This is a genomic window from Acidovorax sp. GW458-11-26-14-TSB4 (assembly GCF_059423865.1).
Genome location: NZ_JBWKYR010000018.1, coordinates 75,314 through 96,065, shown reverse-complemented (window position 1 = coordinate 96,065; position 20,752 = coordinate 75,314). Strand labels below are relative to the sequence as shown.

The following is a 20,752-nucleotide window of genomic DNA, read 5'->3' as shown; positions in this document are numbered from 1 at the left end:
CTCTTTGGTGACTTTCTCTTGGCGGCCCAAGAGAAAGTTACTGCGCCGCCGGGCGCACATCCCGGCTCCCGCCCTCAGCCAAGGCACACATCAACCATGCGCACCAGCACCAGCACCAGCACCAGCACACAAACCCAGAAGCAACCCGATCAAGGCTTGGCACCCACCTGACTGACCTGCCCAATCAGCCGGTGATAGAAGCGAATCGCGTCCGCATAGTTGGCAATCTCAAGACGCTCGTTGGTCCCATGGAAGCGCTTGAGGTCTTCCGAATCAGCACGCACCGGCGAGAACTTGAAGATGTGGTCACTGATGGCACCGTAATGCTGCGAATCGGTCCCCGCCACCATCAACCCCGGGGCCACCAGCACGTCAGGAAAGATCTCGCGAATGGTCTGGTTGAGCAGGCGGTACTGGGTAGAGTCGGTCGGCGCGACCTTCGACGCATCGACCGCACCGGGCAACGGGCTCAGCTCGTACTGCGCCGTGGGCGCGCTGATCTTGCTGCGCATGTGCTCCAGCACCTGCTCCTTGCTGTCGCCGGGCAGCAGGCGGAAATTGACCGTCGCCTCGGCGCGGCCGGGCACCACGTTGTCGCGGTTGCCGGCGTTCACGATGGTCAGCGCCGTGGTGGTGCGCAGCATGGCATTCGTGCTGGACGCGCCCTCGAGCTGCTTTTGCACCACGGGGCGGAACAGCCACAGGTTGGACAGCACCACGCGGTTCACGCCGCCCATCTCGGGGGCCAGCGTGTCGAACAGCTCGCCCGCCACACCACGTATGCCGCCGGGCATCTGCTCGGCGTCCAGCCGGCTGAGCGCATCGCTCATCATGGCGATGGCGCTGCTGCCCTTGTGCGGCGGCATGGACGAATGGCCGGGCGTGCCCGACATCTTCATCACCACCGACATGTAACCCTTCTCGGCCACGCCGATCACGGCGGCGGGCTTGGAGAGGCCGGGCATCACGCCGTCCAGGATCAACAGGCCCTCGTCGATCACGAAGTCCAGTCGCACCTTGCGCTCCTGCAGCAGCGCGGCGATCCTGGCGGCGCCGCGCAGGCCGCCCACCTCCTCGTCGGCGCCGAAGGCCAGGTAGATGGTGCGCTGGGGCTTGAAGCCGCTGGCCAGCAGCATCTCCACGGCCTCGAGCTGGCTCATGAGGTTGCCTTTGTCGTCCCAGGAGCCGCGGCCCCAGACGAAGCCGCCCTCGATGGCGCCCGAGTACGGGGGCTGCTCCCAGTCACCTTCGGTGCCCGGGGCCACGGGCACCACGTCCTGGTGGGCCATCAGCATCACCGGGGCGGCATTGGCATCGCTGCCGGGCCAGGTGTAGAGCAGGCTCAGGTCACCCACCACTTCGCGCTTGAGTTTGGCGTGAACCAAGGGGAAGCGCTGCTGCAGCAGCGCATGGAACTGCAGGAACTGGCCGGCGCTGAAGTTGGCATCGTCGCGCGAGGACTCGGTGCGCAGGCGCACGGCCTCGGCCAGACGGCCGGCCACGGCGGCATCGTCCACCGGCAACTTGGCAATCGGCGCCACGTCCAGCTGGCGCGAGCCCTTGCGTGCGGTATTGATGCCCAGGGCCACGGCCAGCAGCACCACCAGGGCGAGCAGCCCCAGCAGGAGTTTCTTGATCATGTCGGTCGGATCTTTCTTCGGATAGGCAATGCGATACCCATGCTAAACCGGTAACGAAATGTTCGTCCAATGCATAATTCACGTCGTTTCGTTCGACTTTCCGCATGAGCACCACCATCGCCCAGCTGCGCCACTTCATCGCCCTGGCCGACAGCGGCAGCTTCACCCGCGCGGCCGACAGCACCCGGCGCTCGCAGGCCGCCTTCAGCCGCAGCATCGCCATGCTGGAGGCGCACCTGGGCGCGGAGCTGGTAGAGCGCAGCGGCCATCGCAACGCCCTCACCCCCATTGGCCGCACGGTGCTGGAGCATGCGCGCCAGGTGGTGGCCCAGACCGACGAACTGCACCAGGTGGTACGCCACCAGGTCAGCGGCGAAGCCGGCTCCGTGCGCCTGGCCATGAGCGCCACGCCCCACGCCCTGCTGGCCCCGCGCCTGCTGCGCCTGGCGGCGCGCGACGCGGGCCGCATGCGCCTGCAGTTGAGCGGCGGCCCCCAGTCCCACCAGATCCAGGCGCTGCGCGACCGCACGCTGGACGCCCTGGTGACGGACTACCACTCCCTGCCCGGCTCCCACGCCGATCTGGAGGTGCACCGGCTGGTGCAACTGCCCACCGGGGTGCTGGCCCGCCCCGGGCACCCGCTGGCCCAGCGCCGCCCCGTGGCGTTTTCCGAGCTGACGGAGTTCCCCGTGGCCTGTACGGGCATGAGCGCGGCCGTCGGGCGGCTGCTGGTGCAGCGCCTGGGCTTGCAGGCCCACCCCGAGGTGCTCATCGGCCTGGCCAGCGAGTCCGTGCCCGACCTGCTGGACGTGGCCTGCCACACGGATGCGCTGTACATGGGCGTCATGGCCCCTGCGGCGGCCCTGCTGGCCCAGGGGCGTCTGGTGCCGCTCGACATCCCCACCCGGGGGCTGGAGTCGCACATCGCCTGGGTGCAGCGCGTGGCGCGGGCCCCCAATCCGGTTCTGGACGGCCTGCGCCAGCAGGTGCAGGGCTGGTTGCAGGAGGCGGGTTCGGCCGGCTGAGCCGGTATCATCGCCGCCCCATCCAGCCCCGCCTTCGCATCCATGGCCTTCTCGTTCACCTTTGCTCCGCCCTCTCTGGAAGACCTGCAGGCCGGCACGCTGGGCAAGCACATGCGCGAGTTCAATTGCCGCACCGTGGGCGAGTACCCGCAGGTGCAGCCCGTGCGCCTGGACGTGCGCGACCGCCACGGCCGCCTGGTGGCCGGCATACGCTCCTACGTTTTCGTCTACTGGCTGCAGACCGATGTGCTGTGGGTGGCCGAGGACCAACGTGGCAAAGGCCTGGGCGCACGCCTGCTGGGCATGGCAGAAGCCCAGGGCAAGGCGCTGGGAGCCCGAAATGCCAAGCTCGAAACCTTCGAGTGGCAGGCACGCGATTTCTATCTCAAGCAGGGCTATGGCGAGTACGCGCGCATCGACGACTACATCCAGGGCCAGTATTTGGCGCTGATGCGCAAGCCGCTGGAATAAGAACCTGTTTACGATCTCGCAGGGGATTGCGCTCCAACCCTTCGGGCAGTGGCCTTGGCGGGCGGTCTGCCGCGTTGCGGCGCTTGTTGATAGCCGGGCTATCAACTGCACACCACGCCTGGCATCCCATCCCGCCAAGGCCGCTGCGTGCCTCCTGGGAGATCGTAAACAGGTTCTAAGGAGCTTCAGCCCAGCAGTGGAGACCTGAACACCAGGTGCTCGCCCGGCAGCACCTGCTGCGCCAGCGGCGCGGCCAGGGCCATGCCCCGGTCGCTGTTGGTCAGCAGCACGAAGCCATCGCCCGAGGTGGCCGAGACCATGGCGAAGTTGCGGAAACCCGGGTTGTTGCCCCACTGCCAGAGCATGGGGCCGGCGGGTGCGCGCTCGATGCCCCAGCCGTGGCCCCACTCCAGCCCCAGGGGCTTGTCGACCACCACGGGGGCCGACAGCACCAGCGCCAGCAGCCGCTCATCGGCCACGACGGCCGAGAGCAGGCGCGCAAAATCGTCCGTGGTGGTGGTCAGCGAGGCAGCAGCCACGGGCACAGTCCAGCGCATGCCGCTGGCGCCGCCGTTGGCGTGCACGGCACGGCCTGCATCCGCACTCCTCCACACCAGGCTGGAGTCGCGCATGCCCAGGGGCTCGAACACCTGCGCCTGCATCCACGGCGCAATGGGGGTCTGGGTGACGGCCTCCATCACCGCCTGCAGCAACACATAGCCTTCGCCCGAATAGCGCCAGCGCGTGCCCGGCTCGAAGCCCGGCGCCAGCGTGCCACCGGTCCAGTTGGGCAGGCCCGAAGTGTGCTGGAGCAGGCTGGCCACCGGGATGCGCGCCAGCGTGCTCGCAGGCACGGTGTCGCTGGCATCGCCGGGTGCGCGCCGCAGCACATGCTGGTAATGCACATAGCCTTGCGGCAGGTAGTGCGACACAGGTGCCTGCAGATCGAGCTGGCCGGCGAGGGCCAGTCGCAGCGCGCCGTAGGCCACCGCGGGCTTGGTCAGCGAGGCGGCCTGGAACACGGCGTCCGGCGCCGCATTGCAGTGGCCGGCCACCATGGTCGGCTGCACCTGGCCGGCGCGCAGCGTGGCATACGCCGCCGCGCACACGCCCAGGCCGGCAGCCACCTCGGCCACGGACTGGCCCTGGTAGCGCGTGAGGTCCGCCGCGCACGAGGCCAGCAGCGGCGACGCGGCAGCCGCACTGCCCCACAGAAGCTGGCGGCGGGTCAGGGCCACGGGGCGATCAGGGTTTGGAGGGGGTGAGCGCGGGCGCCCCGCCCTCGCGTTTGGCGGCCCACAGCCACATCGCGATGCCAGCCACGATCATGGGCACGCACAGCCACTGGCCCATGCTCATGCCCAGCGAGAGGATGCCCAGGTGCGCATCAGGCTCGCGGAAGTACTCGGCGATGAAGCGGAAGCTGCCGTAGCCGATCAAAAAGGCCGCGGCCACCTGGCCTTCGCGGCGCTCGCGCCGGGCGTACAGCCACAGCAGCACGAAGAGCAGCAGCCCTTCCAGCAGGAACTGGTAGACCTGCGAGGGGTGGCGCGGCAGCATCGAGCCGCTTTGCGGAAACACCATGCCCCAGGGCAGGTCGGGGCTGGAAAAACGGCCCCAAAGCTCGCCGTTGATGAAGTTGCCCACCCGCCCTGCCGCCAGGCCCGTGGGCACGCAGGGCGCCACGAAGTCGGCCACCTGCAGCCAGGGGCGCTGGCGCGAGCGTGCGAACCAGATCATGGCCACGATCACGCCCAGCAGCCCGCCGTGGAAGGCCATGCCGCCTTGCCACACGTAAAAAATCTCCAGCGGATGGCTCAGGTAGTAGCCTGGCTTGTAGAACAGGCAGTAGCCCAGGCGCCCGCCGATCACCACGCCCGCCACACCCAGGAACAGGATGTCCTCCACGTCCTTGCGCGTCCAGGCACCCGGCCCGGTGATGGAGGCAAAGGGCTGGTGCCGCAGCCGGGCAATGCCCAGCAGCATGAACAGCCCGAAGGCCGCCAGATAGGTCAGGCCATACCAGTGGATGGCCAGCGGGCCCACTTGCAGGGCGATGGGGTCGATTTGGGGGTAGGTCAGCATTTGGGCGGTATTGTGCCCAAGCTGCCGCGGGCCCCCGTGAAAGCCCTGTTACGGAGTGGGCCAGGCCCCCTACCATGTACGCATGTACACCCCACGCGACTTCAAGGCCGAGTTCAAGCAGTTGCTGCGCCACACTATCGCGCCGCCGCTCAAGGCGGCGGGTTTCGAGGTGAAGGGGCAGCAGAGCTTTCGCCGGCCCGTGGGCGAGGTGTTCCAGTATGTGGGCTACGAAGGCAGCCGCTCCAACGGAAAGGATTCGTTCGGCTTCACCGGCAATGTGTCGTTCCAGCAAGTGGCCCCCGCGACATTGGCCGACTTCTGGTGCGACGACCCTGCCCTGTGGATTGCTGGCCTGCGCATGGGCTACCTCACGCATGGCCGGGACCACTGGTACCACCTGGAGCAGCACAGCCCGCAAGCGCTGGCCGCGCTGGTCGCGCACGACCTCACGCAGATCGTGCTGCCGCGCCTGGCAGCAGTGGCCACGGCCCGTGATGCGACGGCACTGAAGAAGGCGCACGGATGAGGGGCAGGTGCCCGCCCAATGAGAACGCTTCTGATCCCTGTACGCATGCAGAGCGCCACCTCGGGGGTTTCCCCCACAAAGCCCCCTGGGCGCGCGATACTTCTGCCTGTAACAAGGAAAAGAACATGCAGGGCAACCCACAGGTCATCGACTATTTCAAGGATCTGCTGCGCGGCGAACTCGCTGCGCGCGACCAGTATTTCGCACACTCGCGCATCTATGAGGACCAGGGCTTCATCAAGCTCTACACCCGCCTGGACCACGAGATGCAGGAAGAAACCCAGCACGCCGACGCGCTGCTGCGCCGCATCCTCTTTTTGGGCGGCCGCCCCGACATGCGGCCCAAGGAATTCACGCCCGGCGAGACCGTACCCGAGATGCTGCGCAAGGACCTGGCCACCGAGTACGAAGTGCGCACCGCCCTGCGCGACGGCATGGCCCTGTGCGAAAGCGTGGGTGACTACGTAAGCCGCGACCTGCTGCTGGCCCAACTGCGCGACACCGAGGAAGACCACGCCTACTGGCTTGAAAAGCAGATCGGCCTGATCGACAAGATCGGCCTGCAGAACTACCTGCAATCCCAGGCGTCGGCCTGACATTCCCCCCGGCAGGCGCCTCGCGCCTGCGTGCGTGCGCCACAGGCGCCCGCTCAATGCAGGCGCGGGCCTTCGTCGTCGTAGTAGTTGCGCACCTCGTCCCCATCAGGCGGCGGTGCAAAGAGCAGATCCCCGTCACCGGCATCGTGCTCCCCAGGGGTTTGCGCCAGTTCCAGCACGCCGGCCATCTCCTGGGCAAAACCGTGCAGCGAGATGAACTCGCAGGCAATGCGCTGAAAGATGACCTCACTGATCCGGTAGGCCCCATGCCCCAGGTCATCGGGGTCGCTGGCGATCTCGAGCGCCGTCACGCCGTCCATCAGGGCCATGGCATGGACCCCGAGCGACGCGAAGTGGGACACCAGAACCTTCACGTCGATGTCGACGAACAGCTGGAACGCCCCCTGCATGAACAGCGCGGCGTGGCCGGCTTCCATGGACAGGGTGAACGGCTGCATCGGCACCCAGGCCATCTCGGGCGCGACCTGGATCGACATGGTCGAGCGTGACTTCGCCCCCTTGAACCCCTGCAGGCAATCCGGGTCGCGCAGGTAGCGGTCGCTGCGCACGGCAACATAGCGCAGGCCCGGTTCGGCCTGCGCCTGGGCAATTTCGTGCGCCATGGCCTGCTGCACGCAGGCGTTGAGGTGCGCCTGGTGCTCCAGGGCCTGGGGATGGGCCTGCACCGGCCATGGCCCCTTGCGCGCCAGCAGCTTCATGGTGCGCAGCAGCTCGTGTCGCCGCAGCGTTCCAGCCGAGCCCGGCTGCGCGAAAGACCCCAGTTCGAGGGATTGGGGCTCGTCGCCCGCCAGCACGCAGGCATCGCCTTGCCGGAGCATGTTCGTCACCTCGGTCAGAACCACCGGCAGGCCGGCCCCGATCCCCAGCCGCAGGGCGCGGTACTGCCTGCGGAACAGGGGCGTCCCCAAGGCGGACCCTGAACGGTCCCTGGCCAGCGTTCTCTGTTCGAAGTAGAAATAACGGTGGTCGCGGGGCGCATGGTAGAGCGCCGCAATGCCGTCGCCAAAGCAGCGGTACAGAAACCGCAGGTGCTCCAGGCCATCGCAGCGGTCCTGGATTTTCAGCACCAGCTCCTTCGTAGCGCGTGCCTTCTCCCCGATCAACCGGTCCCTCAGCAGGCGCTGCTTCAGGCGCAGCCTGGCGCGCTGGAGGCGGCCATGGCGCAGCTGCAGCCTTGCCAGGCGGCGAATGAGCAGTTGCTGCAGCGCAAGAACCAGGTCCACCCGCCCCGGGTCACCCTGGATGGCGCGCAGCAGCTCCCCGGCTCTCAGGAGCCACTCCATCTCTCGGGGAAACCTCAAGGGAAAAGACATTCGCAGTGTCCTCAAAGTGTGCAGTGGACGGACCCAAGCCCGGTTGCGGGTTCCGGGCTTGTCAGACCCCCTTTTGTTTGCAGGATAGCGCTTGCGCGAAGGATGACCAGCAAATTTTGGATTTTTAACAATGTGCACACAATCTCCCGCCGCACGCGCCGCGCAAGGCCATCTCTATGGAGCTCTTGTCATTACAGCCCATGGGACGAAAGCCGCTGCCGGCCATTGCGGCGGTGCTCTAAACGGCCGCCGAGCGCTCGCGCACGAAGTCGATGAAACGCGCGAGCGCCGGGTTGTTCAGCGCCGCTGGCCAGACCAGGCTGGTCTCGCACACGGGCAGCGGCGATGCGGCGGCAGCTCTTGCCTTCGCCTTGGACGCTGCCGGACCGAACGCATCGCCCGCCCGGTAGACCACGCCCTCGCGGCGGAACTGCGTCACGCTCTCGGGCACCCAGGCCACGCCCAGGCCGCCCCACACCAGGTTGACGATGGTCTGCATCTGGATGGCTTCCTGCGCCACCACGGGCACACGCCCGGCCGCGTGGTACAGCGCAAAGACCGCGTCGTGCAGCGAGGGCACGATGCGCCGCGGAAAGATCACCAGCGGCTCGGCCAGCACGGCGGCCAGATCCAGGCGCGGCGCCTGGGCCAGCGGGTGGCGCTCGGTCAGGGCCAGCACCAGGGGCTCCTCCGCCACGGGCAGGCGCGCCAGCTCGGGCGGGGCTGCGCCGGGCGAATGCAGCACCAGCCCGGCATCGAGTTCGCCGCGCGCGAACATGGCGCGCTGCACGTCGCCCGTGGCCTCCACCAGCTCCAGCGCCACCTGCGGGCACAGCACGCGAAAATCGCGCACCCACTCGGGCAGCCGCTCGAAGCCGATGGTGGAGACAAAGGCCAGCCGCACCCGCCCCACCTCGCCTGCCGCTGCGGCGCGCGCGCGCCCGGGCAGTGCCTGCGCGCGCTCCAGCAGGTCGCGCACGTCGGGCAGCAGCGCCTCGCCCGCCGGGGTCAGCGCCACGCGGCGGCGCGTGCGGTCGAACAGCACCACGCCCAGCGAGCGCTCCATCTGTGCAATCGCCTGGGTCAGCGGCGGCTGCGTCATGTGCAGGCGCACGGCGGCACGGCCGAAGTGCAGTTCCTCCGCCACGGCCACGAACTGGCGCCAGGCGCGGACATCGATGAGGGTTTCTTTCATGGCGGTGATGTGCCTGTGATACGTTTTACATATTAATCGAGCAGGTGAAATGGATTGGAAACGCAGCGGCAAACGCCGCATACTTGCACCCCGAGAGCGTCGGACACCCTGGCCGCAGGAGTGCCCCATCCACTACAACGAGTCCCCCACCAGGAAATCAGCCATGGCAGACAGCAAGACCATCCCGATCCAGCCCATCAACCGCCGCAGCGCCAACATCACGCAGGGCAAGTCCCGCGCGCCCAACCGCTCCATGTACTACGCCATGGGCTACGAGGAAGGCGACTTCGTCAAGCCCATGGTCGGCGTGGCCAACGGCCACAGCACCATCACCCCGTGCAACAGCGGCCTGCAGAAGCTGGCCGACGCGGCCATCGCCGGCATCGAGGAAGCCGGCGGCAACGCCCAGGTGTTCGGCACGCCCACCATCTCGGACGGCATGGCCATGGGCACCGAAGGCATGAAGTACAGCCTGGTGAGCCGCGAAGTCATCAGCGACTGCATCGAGACCTGCGTGGGCGGCCAGTGGATGGACGGCGTGCTGGTGGTCGGCGGCTGCGACAAGAACATGCCCGGCGGCCTGATGGGCATGCTGCGCGCCAACGTGCCCGCCATCTATGTCTACGGCGGCACCATCCTGCCCGGCAGCTACCAGGGCAAGGACCTGAACATCGTGAGCGTGTTCGAAGCCGTGGGCGAGAACGCCGCCGGCAAGCTGAGCGACTTCGACCTCAAGGAGATCGAAAAGCGCGCCATCCCCGGCACCGGTTCGTGCGGCGGCATGTACACCGCCAACACCATGTCCAGCGCCTTCGAGGCCCTGGGCATCAGCCTGCCGTATTCGTCCACCATGGCCAACCCCCACGACGAGAAGATGAACTCGGCCAAGGAATCGGCCAAGGTGCTGATCGAGGCCATCAAGATGGACCTCAAGCCCCGCGACATCGTGACCAAGAAGGCCATCGAGAACGCCGTGGCCGTGATCATGGCCACCGGCGGCTCCACCAACGCCGTGCTGCACTTCCTGGCCATCGCCCACGCTGCGGGCGTGGAATGGGACATCGACGACTTCGAGCGCATCCGCAAGCAGACCCCCGTGCTGTGCGACCTGAAGCCCAGCGGCAAGTACCTGGCCGTGGACCTGCACCGCGCTGGCGGCATTCCCCAAGTGATGAAGGTGCTGCTCAAGGCCGGCCTGCTGCACGGCGACTGCATCACCATCAGCGGCAAGACGGTCGCCGAAGTGCTCCAGGACGTGCCCGATGTGCCCCGCGCCGACCAGGACGTGATCCGCAACATCGACAACCCCATGTACGCGCAGGGCCACCTGGCCATCCTCAAGGGCAACCTGAGCCCCGAAGGCGCCGTGGCCAAGATCACCGGCCTGAAGAACCCCGTGATCACCGGCCCCGCCCGCGTGTTCGACGACGAACAGTCGGCCCTGCAGGCCATCCTGGACGGCAAGATCAAGGCCGGCGACGTGATGGTGCTGCGCTACCTGGGCCCCAAGGGCGGCCCCGGCATGCCTGAAATGCTGGCCCCCACGGGTGCCCTTATCGGCGCCGGCCTGGGCGAGAGCGTGGGCCTCATCACCGACGGCCGCTTCTCCGGCGGCACCTGGGGCATGGTGGTCGGCCACGTTGCGCCTGAAGCGGCTGCCGGCGGCACCATTGCCTTCGTCAACGAGGGCGACAGCATCACCATCGACGCGCGCCAGCTGCTGCTGGAGCTGAACGTGCCCGAAGAAGAAATCGCCAAGCGCCGCGCCGGCTGGACGGCACCTGCACCACGCTACACGCGCGGCGTGCAGGCGAAGTTTGCGTTCAATGCGTCGAGTGCGAGCAAGGGGGCTGTGCTGGACGCGTATTGAGGGATACGGTGGTTGATTGAACGGTAGTGCAGAGGGTACGGTAAAAAGCCGACCCTGGGCTCCACCCGGTTCATCCGCGAAACGCCTGCAGTGCACACTGCGGGCGTTTTTGCTTGTGGGCAGGACGGCAGCGTCCGTGGCCGCACGTGCCCCCCTCTAGTGTCCCGAGTTGGAAATTCATTGAATAAATCTCCCGACAATCGCCGCCATGCGTCGTTACAAATGCTCGCCATGCCACCCGGCATGGCTGTGCTTTGCGCCTAGCCTGGCAGCGATTTCGGCAGATTTCTTTTCTTTAAAGAACTTCCAACTCAGGACACTAGCAGGCTGTTGAATTTCGCTCCCATAAAACCTAGCATTCAGGAGCATCGTTGTAGATACTGACTGCTCGCTCAACAAGGAGTCCAGACGATGCGGGGTTCAGACGCGATGCAGGAGTCATTGTTCACAGTGGCCAAGCTGGAAGACTTCGTACCAGCAGATCACCCATTGCGCCCGATCCGTAGCCTGGTCAACGAAGCGCTGGTGCGTCTGAACGGTCTGTTCAACACCATCTACGCGGACACGGGCCGCGCCTCCATCGCCCCCGAGAAGCTGTTGCGCGCCATGCTCATCCAGGTGTTCTTCTCGGTGCGCAGCGAGCGCCAGTTGGTCGAGCAGATCCGCTACAACCTGCTGTACCGCTGGTTCATTGGTCTGGCCATCGACGACGAGGTATGGGATCACTCCAGTTTCTCCAAGAACCGCGACAGGCTGTTGGAGCACCGGGTGGTGGAGAACTTCTTCACCGAGGTGATGACTCTGGCAGACAAACGCAAGCTGCTCAGCAAAGACCACTTCTCGGTGGATGGCACCCTGATCCAGGCTTGGGCCAGCCACAAGAGTTTCACCCCCAAGGACTGTAGCGACAACGATGGCGATCCCGGTGCAGGGCCCGGACGCAATGCGCCGGCCAACTGGCACGGCAAGCCACGCAGCAACGCCACCCATGCCAGCACTACTGACCCCGACTCCCGGCTGTTCAGGAAGAGCCAGAACACAGCGGCCATCCTGGCCTACCAGGGTCACGTGCTGATGGAGCACCGTTCAGGATTGGTGGTTGGCGCCGTGGTCACGCATGCTGATGGCTATGGCGAGCGCGCGGCCGCGCTGGCAATGCTCGATACGTTGCCAGGCAGGCACCCGCGAACGGTTGCAGCAGACAAGGCCTATGACTCCCGTGACTTCGTGCAGGCGTGCCGCCAGCGGTGCGTTACTCCCCATGTAGCCAGCCACAGCACCCGCTGGGGTGGAAGTGCCATCGACGGCAGAACGACACGCCATACGGGCTATGCAATCAGCCAGACCATTCGAAAGCGCATCGAGGAGCACTTCGGTTGGGGCAAGACGGTGGGGCGCATCCGCCAGACGGTTTACCGTGGCATCGAGCGGGTAGACCAGCACTTCAAGCTGACGATGACGGCCAGCAACATCGTGCGGATGGCGCGGATATTCAGTGCGATGGGGGCAGCGGCGAGCCGATAGGCGCAACAGACAGCCTTGGCGAGCGATTGCTCGCCCTGCAAGGCTGCTTCAAGTGTGCCAACCAAACAAGTCATCTGCCGCGGGCGCTGATCGGAAGGTAGTGCTTTCACTCGAAAGCGCCGAATTTCAACAGCCTGCTAGCGCCGCTGCAAGTATTCCTTGCACCCTGGCTCAAAGACATTCCACCGGCGAAGGGGTGTCAATCAAATCTCGACAGGTCTGCAAAGTGCTCAAACAATACGTTCAAAACCCAAAGAACGCACACTGTGCCGACAGAGATGGACGAAGAGACACCTCACACCCCACCCTCGCCCTTACTCCCTGACGATGAGGATACAGCCACCGTCTTTTATGCACACTCCACGCCGGATGCGGATCAGCGCAATTGGCAGTCACTACCCGAGCATTCCACCAACGTAGGCCACATGGCGGGCGACTTCGCAGCGGTGTTCGGTGCGCGCGAAATGGGGCTGGCCAGCGGCTACCTGCACGACCTGGGCAAGTACACCCTGCCATTTCAGCAGCGCTTGCGCGGCAGCCCACTGCGGGTAGACCATTCGACCTGGGGCGCACGCGTAGCCTTGGAATATTTTGGTCCCGCAGGGTATCTGCTGGCCTACGGCATTGCCGGCCACCATGCGGGCCTTGCCAATGGCAGCGGCGAGGGAGAGCGCACCGCACTGGATGAGCGGCTCAAGGCGGAATTGCCTGAGCTCAGCAATGCCTGGAAGCGCGACATCACCCTGCCCTCCAGGCTACCAGACCCTGTGGGCCACAGACGCCATGCCGAAGGCGGCAAGGTAAGCAAGAAGCGCGACATGTTCCAGATGGCGTTTCTGAGCCGTATGGTGTTCTCCTGCTTGGTGGATGCCGACTTCATGGACACGGAGCGCTTTTACAAGCGCATCGAGAAGCAGCCAGACCATCGCAAAGAAGGCGCGCCCCCGCCATCGCTGGAGAGCTTGCGCGAGCAGCTCGACGCCTACCTGGGTGGCCTGCGCAGCGATGGCGATGTAAACACCCTGCGCGGCAATATCCTGAATCACGTGCGCAGCCAAGCCGACCAGGACACCGGCCTGTTTTCGCTGACCGTGCCCACAGGGGGTGGCAAGACCCTGGCATCGCTGGCCTTTGCGCTGGACCATGCGATCCGCAACCAACTGCGCCGGGTGATCTTCGTGATCCCCTTCACCAGCATCGTCGAACAGAATGCGGCTGTGTTCCGCGAAGCCCTGGGCCCGCTGGGCGATGCGGCGGTGCTGGAGCATCACAGCGCCTTCGTCGCACAGACACCGCCGCGCGACGACCCTGAAAAGTACCAGGCCGCCAAGAAACTGCAACTGGCCATGGAGAACTGGGACGCGCCCATCGTCGTCACCACCGCCGTGCAGTTTTTCGAAAGCCTGTTCGCCGCGCGCCCTGCGCAATGCCGCAAGCTGCACAACATTGCCGGCAGCGTCGTCATCGTGGATGAAGCGCAGACCATGCCGCTGCGGCTGTTGTGCCCCTGCGTAGCCAGCATCGACGAACTGGCGCGCAACTACCGCACGAGCGTAGTGCTGTGCACCGCTACGCAACCCGCGCTGCAGGCAGACGAGTTCGATGGCGGCCTGGACATGCGCGAGCTGGCCCCCAACCCGCCGCTGCTGTACGAACAGCTTAGGCGGGTTCGCGTGCGCCATGCGGGCACGTGGAGCGACGAGGAACTTGCCGCCCAGATGCGCTCGCGCGAACAGGTGCTGTGCATCGTCAACAACCGCCGCCATGCGCGGGCCGTGTACCAGGCCATGGCCGACTTGCCCGGGGCGCGGCACCTCACCACCCTGATGTGTGCCAAACACCGCCGCGCGGTGCTGGACGAAGTGCGCGAGATGCTCAGGCAAGGCTTGCCTTGCCGGCTGGTATCCACCAGCCTGATTGAAGCGGGGGTGGATGTGGACTTTCCCACCGTGCTGCGTGCGGAGGCAGGGCTGGACTCCATCGCCCAAGCCGCCGGCCGGTGCAACCGCGAGGGCAAACGCGACATCGGAGCGAGCGAAGTGCTGGTCTTCGCAACCGCCAATGAAGACTGGGCGCCGCCGCCCGAGCTCACGCAATACGCCCAGGTCGCCCGCGAGGTGCTGCGCCAGTTCAAGGACGACCCACTCTCGCCAGCAGCCATTCGCAGGTACTTCGAGCTGCTTTACTGGCAAAAGGGCAATGCCGAGCTGGACAAACACGGCCTGATGGGGCTGCTGTCTGGCGCGCGCATCGACAACCTGCCCTTGGAGACGCTGGCCACCCAGTTTCGCATGGTCGACAGTGTCCAGATGCCCGTGATCATTCCCTTCGATGACACGGCGCGAAAGGCGTTGCGCGACCTGGAGCATGCCGAGGGTTGTGGAAAGCTCGCACGAGATTTGCAGCCCTACCTGGTGCAGCTTCCACGCCAAGGGTTCGACGCACTCTACAAAGCGGGAGCCATCGCAGCCGTAGCACCGCAGAACTGGGGAGAGCAGTTTATGGCGCTCGCCAATGAAGAACTCTACGACGAGCAATTTGGCCTGAGTTGGGACAACCCATCATTCATACGCACTGCCTCGCTGTCTTGGTAGTAATTTTCTGGACTGCTCGCAGAAAGTGCACATGATTGTGTGAGATGAAAAATTGCCCACGTCGAACCGAGGCCGGAGCAAAGAAAAGCATCTTCAATTTCATCTCAGAGTGACTTCCAAAAATATTGAGGGGGGACTATGGCATTTGGAGTGAGGATTCTCATTCGGGGTGACCGCGCCTGTTTCACCAGGCCAGAAATGAAGGTAGAACGCGTCTCGTACGACGTCATCACCCCCTCCGCCGCACGAGGCATCCTGGAGGCCATCCACTGGAAGCCCGCGATCCGCTGGTCCGTGGACCGCATCCATGTACTCAACCCGATCCGCTTCGAATCGATCCGCCGCAACGAGGTGGGTAGCAAGATCTCGCCAGCCAGCGTGGCCAAGGCGATGAAGGCGGGCAGCACTTCCGGCCTTGCCAGCTATGTGGATGAAGACCGCCAGCAGCGAGCTGCCACCATCCTGCGTGGGGTGGCGTATGTGATCGAAGCACACTTCGACCTCACTGCCAAAGCGGGGCCCGATGATTCGGTGGGCAAGCACCTGGACATTTTCAACCGCCGCGCGCGCAAGGGCCAGTGCTTTCAGATGCCGTGCATGGGGGTGCGCGAGTTCCCCGCGGACTTCGAATTGCTGGAAGATGGCGCCCCTGTGCCCGACAAGCACGCCAGCCTTTCGGAGGGCGAGCGCGACCTGGGCTGGATGCTTCACGACATCGACTTTGCGCAGAACATGACGCCGCGCTTCTTCCGAGCACAGATGGTCAACGGCGTGATCGAGGTCCCCCCCTGGCAGAGCGAGGAGGTCAAGGCATGATCCTCCAGGCCCTCAACACCTACTACCAACGCCTGCTGGAGCGTGAAGAACCAGGGCTTTCGCCCTTTGGCTACAGCCCCGAGAAGATCAGCTACGCAATTTTGCTGGCCCCCGACGGCAGTCCGTTGGACGTCATCAAAACCCTCGACACATCAGGCAAGAAGCCCGTGCCTCGTGCGATGAATGTGCCAAAGCCTGAGAAGCGCACGGTGGGCATCAAGCCCAATTTTTTATGGGACAAGACAAGCTATGTGCTGGGCGTCAGTGCTACCAGCAAGCGTGCCGACAAGGAGCATGAGGCCTTTCGGCGACTCCACCAGCAAAGCCTGGCAGGCACGGACGACCCTGGGTTGAAGGCACTGCTGGCTTTCCTTTCCACCTGGACTCCCGAGCGCTTCGCATCTGCCCCGTTCTCGGAGGAAATGCTCGATGCCAACTTCATCTTTCGCCTGGACGGAGAGAAAGCCTGGCTGCACGAGCGCCCGGCGGCACAGGCAGTACGCGCCAAGCTTCTGGCCGGCGGTGATGCAGAAGATGCAGAGGCGCCCATTCAGCTCGATTGCCTGGTAACGGGCGAACGCATGCCCGTGGCCCGGCTACACCCGGCCATCAAGGGAGTCAATGGCGCGCAGAGTTCGGGCGCATCCATCGTGTCTTTCAACCTGGAGTCGTTCGGCTCCTATGGCAAAAGCCAAGGCGAGAATGCCCCCGTCTCCGAGCAGGCTGCATTTGCCTACAGCACGGTACTCAACCACCTGCTGCGCCGCAGCGAGCAAAACCGCCAGCGCATCCAGATCGGCGACACCACTGTGGTGTTCTGGGCCGAGGCCGCTGATGCGCTAGAGGCCGAAGAAGCCGAAGGCCTGCTGGGCTCCATGGTGAACATCAGCCCGGACGATGAGCAAGAAGCCACCCTGGTGCGTCAAGCCCTGGAAAAGGTGGCCAAGGGCAGGCCACTGAGCGAGATCCACCCCAAGCTGCAAGACAGCACGCGCATGTTCGTGCTGGGGCTGGCGCCCAATGCATCGCGCATCTCGATCCGCTTCTGGCAAGAAGGCACTCTGGGCCAACTAGCCCAGCGCATTGCCCAGCACGAACAGGACATGCGCATCGAGCCCAAGCCATGGAAGACCGCCCCTGCCGCGCGCCGGCTGGTGCTGGCCACGGTGCCCAACCGCGAAGGCGCCATGCCCAAGATGAGCGTCGCGCCCCGCGTGGGCGCGTGGATTGAAACTTTGCCGGCTTGGCACGCAGTGGCGCACGGGAGGCGTCGCGCCCCGCGTGGGCGCGTGGATTGAAACGGCATCGTATTCAAAAAGCTCTTTCGCCCTCTCCAGTCGCGCCCCGCGTGGGCGCGTGGATTGAAACAACGGCGTTGGGGTACGTCTGCTGGAACGTGCTCGTCGCGCCCCGCGTGGGCGCGTGGATTGAAACCTTTGCGGGTCGAACGACCACGGCCCGCCCCTTGTGTCGCGCCCCGCGTGGGCGCGTGGATTGAAACCACCAGCAACACCTTGCGCTTCTGCGGGGGCGGCAAGGTCGCGCCCCGCGTGGGCGCGTGGATTGAAACAAGTGGACCCGGGGCCAGCCCGAAACCGTGCACCGTCGCGCCCCGCGTGGGCGCGTGGATTGAAACTCGGCGTGGAGGCGGCGAAGTTCTGCGGCGGCTGCGTCGCGCCCCGCGTGGGCGCGTGGATTGAAACGGTCTCAGCCCGGCCGAGCAGGCCAACGTGACTACGTCGCGCCCCGCGTGGGCGCGTGGATTGAAACAACTATTGCATGGTGGGAGCGCACTACGGGGCTGAGTCGCGCCCCGCGTGGGCGCGTGGATTGAAACCCGCCGCAAAACACCCACCTCCGCCACCACCGGCGTCGCGCCCCGCGTGGGCGCGTGGATTGAAACACAAGCAGGTCAGCGCAGATGGTGCCGGCCTTTCGTCGCGCCCCGCGTGGGCGCGTGGATTGAAACATGAGCTACGACCCCCGCATGCCCGAGGGCCTGGTCGCGCCCCGCGTGGGCGCGTGGATTGAAACTTGGGCACGGTGGATTTCACCGCGGTGATTGCCCGTCGCGCCCCGCGTGGGCGCGTGGATTGAAACCAGCGTCTTGGCGTTGTCAGCTCGGCAACGCTAAAGTCGCGCCCCGCGTGGGCGCGTGGATTGAAACGCCTCGCTGAGCAAACGGCTGCTGGAAGACTACTGTCGCGCCCCGCGTGGGCGCGTGGATTGAAACTATGGCTTCGTCCCCACGCTCGACACCGTCTCCATGTCGCGCCCCGCGTGGGCGCGTGGATTGAAACGGTGGCGCGGGCCAGATCGCCATCACCTATGTGCGTCGCGCCCCGCGTGGGCGCGTGGATTGAAACGGCTCAACCAGGCTCCAATTGCCTGGGGAACTCCGTCGCGCCCCGCGTGGGCGCGTGGATTGAAACGACGGCTTCGCCTGGGATTTGATCGGGGTCGAAGGTCGCGCCCCGCGTGGGCGCGTGGATTGAAACTCCCGCTTGGCGATAGCGAACCCCAGGTCCACCATGTCGCGCCCCGCGTGGGCGCGTGGATTGAAACGCGCTGGAGGGCCACCACATGCGCGCGGGCCAGCCGGTCGCGCCCCGCGTGGGCGCGTGGATTGAAACAGCGATGAGCTGCCGCGCGAGTTCTACGAACAAGTCGCGCCCCGCGTGGGCGCGTGGATTGAAACTCGGGCGTGGGCGTGGGCCCGCTGGTGTGCGCCGGTCGCGCCCCGCGTGGGCGCGTGGATTGAAACGATGCGGAACCACTGCGACTCGATCGCCGTGCGCACGTCGCGCCCCGCGTGGGCGCGTGGATTGAAACGGGTACATGGGCATGAAGACCATCGTCACCGACGTGTCGCGCCCCGCGTGGGCGCGTGGATTGAAACCTTAGGCAGGGTCGAGTCGTACTGCCGCACCCAGCGTCGCGCCCCGCGTGGCCGCGTGGGCGCGCGGATTGAAACCAGGGTTACGGCGCAGCAGCCGAGATCCGCATGGAGGCGCGCCCTGCATGCATGGGCGCGTGGATTGAAACGTCAGACTGGAGGACGAATTCGGTGCGGTCCCTATGTAGAACCCGCGTGGGCTCATGAGTGGGACTTGCGCAATCCACGGGTGGGATTCAAGGATTGTGAGAACCAGGGCAAGTCCCCGACTTGCCGCAGGCATGAAAAAGCCCATACCCAACGGTACGGGCTTTTTCGTTGCGAACGGCTGGCACGCCTTCCGACAGGCTTGGTGCGGTACTCCCAAGCACCATCGGCCCATGGGCCGGAGGGGGCGGGCGCCTCAGCGCGGCTTGCGTGGAGCCATGCCGAGGGCTTCCTTGTGCTTGCTGATGCGGGCCTGCTTTTTCTCTTCCATGCGCTCAATGGCCTTGCGCTTGGTATAGCCGGTGGTGTCGGCCCAGGCCCACCAGACGATGGTGGCACCGTAGAAGCCAAGAATCACCCACCACGACAGATTGGCCACGGGGCCGATTTCCAGGTATTTGAGGGCCGACAGGATGACGGCGATGGCAAGCAGGTACATAGCGTTCTCCAATCATTACGGGTGCGCAGGGGCTTGACGGCCAAGGGGGCCCGGGTCAACCCAAGTCACTACAATTCCGTTAAAAGAACTGTAACCTAACCCACAGGAAAATCCCCACCATGAAGCGCACTCTGTTCACATTGGCCCTCACGCTGTCGGTGGCGGCCCCCGCCATGGCCGACCAGGCGCTGGCCACGGCCAAAAGCTGCATGGCCTGCCACGCGATGGACAAGAAGGTGGTAGGCCCCTCCTACAAGGAGGTGGCGGCCAAGTACGCCGGCCAGAAGGACGCCGTGGACAAGCTGGCAGTCAAGATCATGAAGGGCGGCGGCGGCGTGTGGGGCCCCGTGCCCATGCCTGCCAACGCGCAGGTGAACGAGGCCGACGCCAAGAAGCTGGCGGCCTGGATATTGACGGTGAAGTAAGAACAAAGCGACCGCCACCAGGGCATCCACTCGTTCCCTGCCAAACAATAGCAACAGCCGCACCACTGTGCCAGTGGGGCGGCTGTTGTGCTTTTGGGGCCCTGTCCTGAATGAAAGCAGGCAGGCAGGCGGGGGTGTGCGTTACACGAGATGCATGTCGGCCCCGCGCGCGCGCAGTTGCTGCTCCAGCTGGCCCACGTAGGCAGCCGTGGTGTTGTCCGATTCCTGGGCACGGGCGGCCAGGCGGGTTTCGAGGTGGTCCATGCGCGCCAGCAGCGCGGTGTGCATCTGCTGGTGCTGGGTCTCCAGAAAGGCGCGCAGCTCGGTGAAGCGCGAGGCCTCGGCCTTGTCGGCCAGTTCGCGCTGGGCCTGCAGTTCCTTGGTGTGGCGGCGCGTTTCCAGCAGCACCGAACCCTGGAGCGAGAGCACATAGACCACGCCCACGATGGCCAGCAGGCCTGTGAGGCCCAGCATCAACAACCCCAGCGGGGCCTCCAGCGTGGTGACACCCAGGTAGACGGGCACCGTGGCGGACAGCGCCGCCCAGTTGAATACCGCCAGGACGGCAATGGCCAGCGTGGTCAGCACCAGCACGATGGATCGCAATTGCATGGTTCGGCTCCTTTCTTCGTTCATTCGTCGATTGACTGATTGAACGGGTTGTAACCCAGGAGCGCGGGCAATCACAGAGTTTGCAGCGGTTTGCCGATGCTGTCCTACAGGACAGGCCGCTGGGCGCCGCGCGGAGGGCGGCGGCCGGAAGAAAAAGGTTGCGAAGCGTCCCGAAACGAAAAAGAGAGGGAGGGAGAAAAGCGCTCCGGAAGGGGCAATCGGAACCGATGGGACCGAAAGGCTTCGCAACGTGAAAACAAGGACGGCGCGCGCCAGGCGCGAACGAACAGGGCCAATTGTAATTCCCCTCGGAAGGCCCGCCGCATCGGGCGCGAATGGCGAACGCACCACAAGGATTTTCGGGCTGCACCGCATCGCGCGCGATAGGGGTGCCACGACCCCTGAAAGCGCTGCGCGCGGGCGCCGCATGAGCGGCGCCTCCTGGATCAATTGGCCCGCAGCTTCGATCACGCGCGGTGACCGAACGACGTGGGTTC

The 20,752-nt window shown here is 65.5% G+C and carries 16 protein-coding genes, 1 pseudogene and 1 CRISPR repeat array; of the genes and pseudogenes, 10 read left to right on the top strand and 7 right to left on the bottom strand.

Annotation, left to right across the window (positions count from 1 at the left end; all coding sequences use genetic code 11):
- Window positions 1-149: 149 nt before the first annotated feature.
- Entirely contained in the window at window positions 150-1,640 is a 1,491-nt protein-coding gene (locus AC07X5_RS26165; RefSeq protein ID WP_494772506.1) for a M20 family peptidase, read from the bottom strand.
- Between the two features lie 104 nt (window positions 1,641-1,744).
- Here AC07X5_RS26165 and AC07X5_RS26160 point away from each other — a divergent pair, with 104 nt between their 5' ends.
- A complete protein-coding gene (locus AC07X5_RS26160) occupies window positions 1,745-2,665 on the top strand; it encodes a LysR family transcriptional regulator (protein ID WP_494772505.1) in 921 nt (306 codons plus the stop codon).
- A 42-nt stretch (window positions 2,666-2,707) separates the two neighbouring features.
- Window positions 2,708-3,136 (top strand): GNAT family N-acetyltransferase, encoded by a 429-nt coding sequence (locus AC07X5_RS26155; protein WP_494772504.1) that lies wholly within the window; start codon window positions 2,708-2,710, stop codon window positions 3,134-3,136.
- A 185-nt stretch (window positions 3,137-3,321) separates the two neighbouring features.
- Here the strand turns inward: AC07X5_RS26155 and AC07X5_RS26150 are convergent, their stop codons facing one another.
- Together AC07X5_RS26150 and lgt are read right to left on the bottom strand one after the other, a co-directional pair.
- Window positions 3,322-4,374: a serine hydrolase domain-containing protein gene (locus tag AC07X5_RS26150; protein ID WP_494772503.1), complete on the bottom strand. Its 1,053-nt coding sequence runs from the start codon at window positions 4,372-4,374 to the stop codon at window positions 3,322-3,324.
- A 7-nt stretch (window positions 4,375-4,381) separates the two neighbouring features.
- Window positions 4,382-5,221, bottom strand: coding sequence for a prolipoprotein diacylglyceryl transferase (gene lgt, locus AC07X5_RS26145; protein WP_494772502.1), 840 nt, complete (start codon window positions 5,219-5,221; stop codon window positions 4,382-4,384).
- 82 nt (window positions 5,222-5,303) lie between these two features.
- Here lgt and AC07X5_RS26140 point away from each other — a divergent pair, with 82 nt between their 5' ends.
- Together AC07X5_RS26140 and bfr are read left to right on the top strand one after the other, a co-directional pair.
- On the top strand, window positions 5,304-5,747 hold the full coding sequence (locus AC07X5_RS26140; RefSeq protein WP_494772501.1) for a DUF4304 domain-containing protein: 444 nt from the start codon (window positions 5,304-5,306) through the stop codon (window positions 5,745-5,747).
- Between the two features lie 125 nt (window positions 5,748-5,872).
- Window positions 5,873-6,343: a bacterioferritin gene (bfr, locus tag AC07X5_RS26135; RefSeq protein ID WP_409963866.1), complete on the top strand. Its 471-nt coding sequence runs from the start codon at window positions 5,873-5,875 to the stop codon at window positions 6,341-6,343.
- 53 nt (window positions 6,344-6,396) lie between these two features.
- Here bfr and AC07X5_RS26130 read toward each other — a convergent pair whose 3' ends face one another.
- Window positions 6,397-7,665: a hypothetical protein gene (locus AC07X5_RS26130; RefSeq protein WP_494772500.1), complete on the bottom strand. Its 1,269-nt coding sequence runs from the start codon at window positions 7,663-7,665 to the stop codon at window positions 6,397-6,399.
- Between the two features lie 250 nt (window positions 7,666-7,915).
- Window positions 7,916-8,872, bottom strand: coding sequence for a LysR family transcriptional regulator (locus AC07X5_RS26125; RefSeq protein ID WP_409963870.1), 957 nt, complete (start codon window positions 8,870-8,872; stop codon window positions 7,916-7,918).
- Between the two features lie 163 nt (window positions 8,873-9,035).
- On the opposite strand from AC07X5_RS26125, the gene ilvD reads away from it, so the two are divergent.
- The 5 genes and pseudogenes from ilvD to cas8c all read left to right on the top strand — a co-directional run.
- On the top strand, window positions 9,036-10,742 hold the full coding sequence (gene ilvD, locus AC07X5_RS26120; protein WP_494772499.1) for a dihydroxy-acid dehydratase: 1,707 nt from the start codon (window positions 9,036-9,038) through the stop codon (window positions 10,740-10,742).
- 411 nt (window positions 10,743-11,153) lie between these two features.
- Window positions 11,154-12,266 carry an IS5 family transposase gene (locus AC07X5_RS26115; protein ID WP_494772498.1) on the top strand — a complete coding sequence of 371 codons (1,113 nt, stop codon included), beginning with the start codon at window positions 11,154-11,156 and terminating at the stop codon, window positions 12,264-12,266.
- A gap of 278 nt (window positions 12,267-12,544) precedes the next feature.
- Window positions 12,545-14,860 carry a CRISPR-associated endonuclease Cas3'' gene (locus tag AC07X5_RS26110; protein ID WP_494772508.1) on the top strand — a complete coding sequence of 772 codons (2,316 nt, stop codon included), beginning with the start codon at window positions 12,545-12,547 and terminating at the stop codon, window positions 14,858-14,860.
- 138 nt (window positions 14,861-14,998) lie between these two features.
- Window positions 14,999-15,676, top strand: a complete 678-nt coding sequence (gene cas5c / locus AC07X5_RS26105; protein WP_494772497.1) for a type I-C CRISPR-associated protein Cas5c — start codon at window positions 14,999-15,001, stop codon at window positions 15,674-15,676.
- Window positions 15,673-16,851, top strand: a pseudogene (gene cas8c, locus AC07X5_RS26100) (type I-C CRISPR-associated protein Cas8c/Csd1); the annotation flags it as partial. The gene cas5c and the pseudogene cas8c, both read left to right, overlap by 4 nt.
- A gap of 27 nt (window positions 16,852-16,878) precedes the next feature.
- A CRISPR array of direct repeats spans window positions 16,879-18,575; the repeat unit is 32 nt; unit sequence GTCGCGCCCCGCGTGGGCGCGTGGATTGAAAC.
- Between the two features lie 400 nt (window positions 18,576-18,975).
- On the opposite strand, the gene AC07X5_RS26095 reads toward cas8c, so the two are convergent.
- Window positions 18,976-19,218, bottom strand: coding sequence for a TIGR04438 family Trp-rich protein (locus AC07X5_RS26095; RefSeq protein WP_409963872.1), 243 nt, complete (start codon window positions 19,216-19,218; stop codon window positions 18,976-18,978).
- Window positions 19,219-19,337: 119 nt separating this feature from the next.
- Here AC07X5_RS26095 and AC07X5_RS26090 point away from each other — a divergent pair, with 119 nt between their 5' ends.
- A complete protein-coding gene (locus AC07X5_RS26090; protein ID WP_409963873.1) occupies window positions 19,338-19,643 on the top strand; it encodes a c-type cytochrome in 306 nt (101 codons plus the stop codon).
- A 141-nt stretch (window positions 19,644-19,784) separates the two neighbouring features.
- On the opposite strand, the gene AC07X5_RS26085 is transcribed toward AC07X5_RS26090, so the two are convergent.
- Window positions 19,785-20,255, bottom strand: a complete 471-nt coding sequence (locus AC07X5_RS26085) for a LapA family protein (RefSeq protein WP_494772496.1) — start codon at window positions 20,253-20,255, stop codon at window positions 19,785-19,787.
- Window positions 20,256-20,752: the final 497 nt, after the last annotated feature.

What these genes read in the sequence shown, in the direction of transcription:
- AC07X5_RS26090 (WP_409963873.1), top strand. Translation starts at nt 19,338, where the DNA reads ATGAAGCGCACTCTGTTCACATTGGCCCTCACGCTGTCGGTGGCGGCC.
- cas5c (WP_494772497.1), top strand. Translation starts at nt 14,999, where the DNA reads ATGGCATTTGGAGTGAGGATTCTCATTCGGGGTGACCGCGCCTGTTTC.
- bfr (WP_409963866.1), top strand. Translation starts at nt 5,873, where the DNA reads ATGCAGGGCAACCCACAGGTCATCGACTATTTCAAGGATCTGCTGCGC.
- AC07X5_RS26140 (WP_494772501.1), top strand. Translation starts at nt 5,304, where the DNA reads ATGTACACCCCACGCGACTTCAAGGCCGAGTTCAAGCAGTTGCTGCGC.
- AC07X5_RS26085 (WP_494772496.1), bottom strand. Translation starts at nt 20,255, where the DNA reads ATGCAATTGCGATCCATCGTGCTGGTGCTGACCACGCTGGCCATTGCC.
- AC07X5_RS26115 (WP_494772498.1), top strand. Translation starts at nt 11,154, where the DNA reads ATGCGGGGTTCAGACGCGATGCAGGAGTCATTGTTCACAGTGGCCAAG.
- lgt (WP_494772502.1), bottom strand. Translation starts at nt 5,221, where the DNA reads ATGCTGACCTACCCCCAAATCGACCCCATCGCCCTGCAAGTGGGCCCG.
- ilvD (WP_494772499.1), top strand. Translation starts at nt 9,036, where the DNA reads ATGGCAGACAGCAAGACCATCCCGATCCAGCCCATCAACCGCCGCAGC.
- AC07X5_RS26125 (WP_409963870.1), bottom strand. Translation starts at nt 8,872, where the DNA reads ATGAAAGAAACCCTCATCGATGTCCGCGCCTGGCGCCAGTTCGTGGCC.
- AC07X5_RS26160 (WP_494772505.1), top strand. Translation starts at nt 1,745, where the DNA reads ATGAGCACCACCATCGCCCAGCTGCGCCACTTCATCGCCCTGGCCGAC.
- AC07X5_RS26110 (WP_494772508.1), top strand. Translation starts at nt 12,545, where the DNA reads ATGGACGAAGAGACACCTCACACCCCACCCTCGCCCTTACTCCCTGAC.
- AC07X5_RS26155 (WP_494772504.1), top strand. Translation starts at nt 2,708, where the DNA reads ATGGCCTTCTCGTTCACCTTTGCTCCGCCCTCTCTGGAAGACCTGCAG.
- AC07X5_RS26165 (WP_494772506.1), bottom strand. Translation starts at nt 1,640, where the DNA reads ATGATCAAGAAACTCCTGCTGGGGCTGCTCGCCCTGGTGGTGCTGCTG.
- AC07X5_RS26095 (WP_409963872.1), bottom strand. Translation starts at nt 19,218, where the DNA reads ATGTACCTGCTTGCCATCGCCGTCATCCTGTCGGCCCTCAAATACCTG.